General features: G+C 68.4%; 4 protein-coding genes and 1 pseudogene. 4 read left to right on the top strand and 1 reads right to left on the bottom strand.

The window, feature by feature from the left end; translation table 11 throughout:
* A pseudogene (locus PMI12_RS29025) lies at positions 1-155 on the top strand (peptidoglycan-binding protein); the annotation flags it as partial.
* An 87-nt stretch (positions 156-242) separates the two neighbouring features.
* Here the strand turns inward: PMI12_RS29025 and PMI12_RS26095 are convergent.
* Positions 243-1,667 (bottom strand): FAD-binding oxidoreductase, encoded by a 1,425-nt coding sequence (locus PMI12_RS26095; RefSeq protein ID WP_007838724.1) that lies wholly within the window; start codon positions 1,665-1,667, stop codon positions 243-245.
* A gap of 74 nt (positions 1,668-1,741) precedes the next feature.
* On the opposite strand from PMI12_RS26095, the gene PMI12_RS26100 reads away from it, so the two are divergent.
* From PMI12_RS26100 to PMI12_RS26110, 3 genes are read left to right on the top strand one after another with little or no spacing between them, the layout of a single operon-like run.
* Positions 1,742-2,242 (top strand): DinB family protein, encoded by a 501-nt coding sequence (locus tag PMI12_RS26100; RefSeq protein WP_042674434.1) that lies wholly within the window; start codon positions 1,742-1,744, stop codon positions 2,240-2,242.
* Positions 2,243-2,256: 14 nt separating this feature from the next.
* The gene (locus tag PMI12_RS26105) at positions 2,257-2,850 is read left to right on the top strand and encodes a cob(I)yrinic acid a,c-diamide adenosyltransferase (protein ID WP_007838734.1); all 594 of its coding nucleotides are present in this window, start codon (positions 2,257-2,259) and stop codon (positions 2,848-2,850) included.
* Positions 2,847-3,206 carry a hypothetical protein gene (locus PMI12_RS26110; RefSeq protein WP_007838735.1) on the top strand — a complete coding sequence of 120 codons (360 nt, stop codon included), beginning with the start codon at positions 2,847-2,849 and terminating at the stop codon, positions 3,204-3,206. Before PMI12_RS26105 ends, PMI12_RS26110 begins: the two co-directional genes overlap by 4 nt.
* Positions 3,207-3,285 lie beyond the last annotated feature (79 nt).

The raw sequence follows: 3,285 nt of genomic DNA on the forward strand, positions 1-3,285 counted from the left end.
TCAACCAGATGGTGCGTTCGCTGCGCAGCTACAAGGCGCAGACGGTGCGCGGCCAGGGCCTCGGCGGCGGCGGCCGGTTGGGCGTGGATGGCGGTGCGGCGCCGTCGCAGACCTATGTGCCGGCGGAGCAGGCACCGGCACGCCGCCGCAAGTAAGCGCGCTCGCCGATCGCATCGTCGACAAAAAAAAGCCCGGGGCTCGCGAGAGCCCCGGGCTTTTTCACGGGGCGTCGCCCGAACGGATCAGAGGCTGAAGATCTTCCCGGGGTTCATGATGTTCTTCGGATCGAGCGCGCGCTTGATCGTGCGCATCATGTCGATCGCGCCGACGCCTGCCTCGGTCACCAGGAAGTCCATCTTGTGCAGCCCCACGCCATGCTCGCCGGTGCAAGTGCCTTCGAGCGCCAGCGCGCGGCTCACCAGCGCATGGTTCAGCGCCTCGGCCTTCACGCGCTCTTCGGGAATGTTCGGGTCGAGCAGGTAGCCGAAGTGGAAGTTGCCGTCGCCCACGTGGCCGACGAGGAAGTAGGGGATGCCGCTCGCATCGGCTTCGGCCACCGAATCGAGCAGGCAATCGGCCAGGCGCGAGATCGGCACGCAGGTGTCGGTGGAGATCACGCGGCAGCCCGGGCGCGACTGCACGGCTGCGAAGTAGCTGTTGTGCCGCGCCGTCCACAGCCGCGTGCGTTCTTCCGGCGTGCTGGCCCATTCGAAGGCGTTGCCGCCATGCCCGCTGGCCAGTTCCTGCACCGTCTCGGCCTGCTCCTTCACGCCGGCCGGCGAGCCGTGGAATTCCATCAGCAGCATCGGCTCTTCGCGCAGGTTCAGCTTGGCGTAGGCGTTCACCATGCGCACCGTGTTCACGTCGATCAGTTCCACGCGCGCGATCGGCACGCCGAGCTGGATGGTCTCGATGGTCGTGCGCACGGCCGCCTCGATGCTCGGGAACGAGCAGATTGCCGCCGACACCGCCTCGGGCAGCGGGTAGATGCGCAGCGTGATCTCGGTGACCACGCCCAGCGTGCCTTCGCTGCCCACCATGAGGCGCGTGAGGTCATAGCCGGCCGAAGACTTCTTCGCGCGCGTGCCGGTGCGGATGACGTCGCCCGCGGCCGTCACCACTTCGAGCGCCAGCACGTTCTCGCGCATCGTGCCGTAGCGCACCGCGTTCGTGCCGCTGGCGCGCGTGGCCGTCATGCCGCCGATGGACGCGTCGGCACCCGGGTCGATGGGGAAGAACAGGCCCGTGCTCTTGATCTCTTCATTGAGCTGCTTGCGCGTGACGCCGGGCTGCACCGTCACCGTGAGGTCGTCGGCGTTGACCGACAGCACACGGTTCATGCGCGACACGTCGATGCTGATGCCGCCCTGCACCGCCAGCAGGTGGCCTTCGAGCGAGGAGCCCACGCCGAAGGGGATGACCGGCACGCTGTGCTCGCTGGCCAGCTTCACCGCGTCGGCCACGTCCTGCGTGTTCTCTGCGAACACCACGGCGGCTGGCGGCGGCGCATCGAAGGAAGATTCGTCGCGCCCGTGCTGCGTGCGCACCGCCATGGCCGTGGAACAGTTGGCGCCGAAGCGCGCCTTCAGTCCGTCGATCAGGGCCGCAGGCACGTCGCGCAGATGAAGCTCCGGCATCAGGTGCGAGGTGGAGGTCGGGGCGTTCATCGTGTGTCTCCTGGCAGCGTGAGGGTGATCGGCCATTCTACGGAGCGCGCACCATAATGCGCTTCGGAAAAAACATGAACCCCACGACCCTCAGCGCTCTCGCCGCCTTCCCGTCGCAGCTGGAAGCCCACTACGCGGCCATTCCCACGGCCTTCCGGCATTGGGCGCCGCCCTCGTGGGAGGGTGTGCCCAGCGAGGCCTTCACCGCCATCGAGCAGCTCTGCCACGTGCGCGACATCGAGATCGAGGGCTACCACGTGCGCTTTCGCCGCACGCTGCAGGAGACGCATCCGACGCTGGCGTCGATCGACAGCGAGCCGCTGGCCATCGCGCGTGCATACGGCACGGCCGACGCGGCGAAGGTGCTGGCCGACTTCCGCATGGCGCGCGTGCAGACGATGGAAATCATCTCCAGCCTGAGCGACGCACAGCTCGCGCGCACGGCCGTGTTCGAAGGCTACGGCCCGCTCACGATGCGCAGCCTCATCCACTACCTCTGCAGCCATGACCAGCAGCATCTTGCGGGCCTGCAATGGCTCGCGGGCAAGATAGACGCCTCGACCGTCGAGCTGTAAAAACAGGAGCCACCATGGGCAACCGACTTTCCCAGATCGCCACCCGCACCGGCGACGATGGCACCACCGGCCTCGGCGACAACACGCGCGTGCCGAAAGACCACCTGCGCGTGCACGCGATGGGCGACGTGGACGAACTCAACTCGCAGATCGGCCTGCTGCTGTGCGAGCCCATGCCGGAGCCCGTGCGCGAGCTGCTGGTCGACGTGCAGCACCAGCTCTTCAATCTCGGCGGCGAGTTGTCGATGCCGGGTTTCACGCTGCTGAAGGCCGATGCGCTGCTGCAGCTCGACAACGCGCTGGCCGAGCACAACGCCGCGCTGCCGCGCCTTGCCGAATTCATCCTGCCCGCGGGCACGCGCGCAGCCTCGCTCGCGCATGTGTGCCGCACGGTGGCGCGGCGGGCCGAGCGTGCGGTGGTCGCGCTCGGTGCGGCGGCCGAACTCAACGACGCACTGCGCCAATATCTCAACCGGCTCAGCGACCTGCTCTTCGTGCTCGCGCGCGTGCTCAACCGGATGGACGGCGGCGACGACGTGTATTGGAAGAGCGAACGCATGGCACGCGCGGCCGCAGCGGAAGCAGACGACACCAAGGAGACTCCATGAAACTCTCGAACATCTTTCGCACATCGCTCGTCGCGGCGATGGCCGCCGCATTGTGGCTGCCGGTGGGCGCGCAAGCCCAGAGCGCAGACAACCCGCCGCAGGCCCGACGCGCTCACACCATCAAGTCACCCTCGCGCAGCGGCAAGGTCGTGGGCAGCGTGCAGCGCGGCACCGACGCCGCGGGCCGCAGCGTCAACCGCGCGGATGCGGCCACGCGGCGCGGCGTCAACAACGTGTCGGAGAAAGCCAGCCGGCCGGTGCGCAACGTGGGTGAGGCCTTCGGCCGCAAGCTCTCGCCGGGCTCGAGCGGTCGCGCGGCGCCGCCGTCCGTGGGGCCGCAGGGCAACGCGCCTTGACCGCCAATCCAGGAACACCGTGGAACCGGCTTTGCCGGGCCACTGGTGTTGCCCCCGGAAGGGGGGTGGCGAAGCGACA

This window comes from Variovorax sp. CF313 (genome assembly GCF_000282635.1).
In the GTDB taxonomy this organism is placed as follows: Bacteria; Pseudomonadota; Gammaproteobacteria; order Burkholderiales; family Burkholderiaceae_C; genus Variovorax.

Coding starts and splice junctions, on each gene's coding strand:
- PMI12_RS26110 (WP_007838735.1), top strand. CDS start 2,847: ATGAAACTCTCGAACATCTTTCGCACATCGCTCGTCGCGGCGATGGCC.
- PMI12_RS26105 (WP_007838734.1), top strand. CDS start 2,257: ATGGGCAACCGACTTTCCCAGATCGCCACCCGCACCGGCGACGATGGC.
- PMI12_RS26095 (WP_007838724.1), bottom strand. CDS start 1,667: ATGAACGCCCCGACCTCCACCTCGCACCTGATGCCGGAGCTTCATCTG.
- PMI12_RS26100 (WP_042674434.1), top strand. CDS start 1,742: ATGAACCCCACGACCCTCAGCGCTCTCGCCGCCTTCCCGTCGCAGCTG.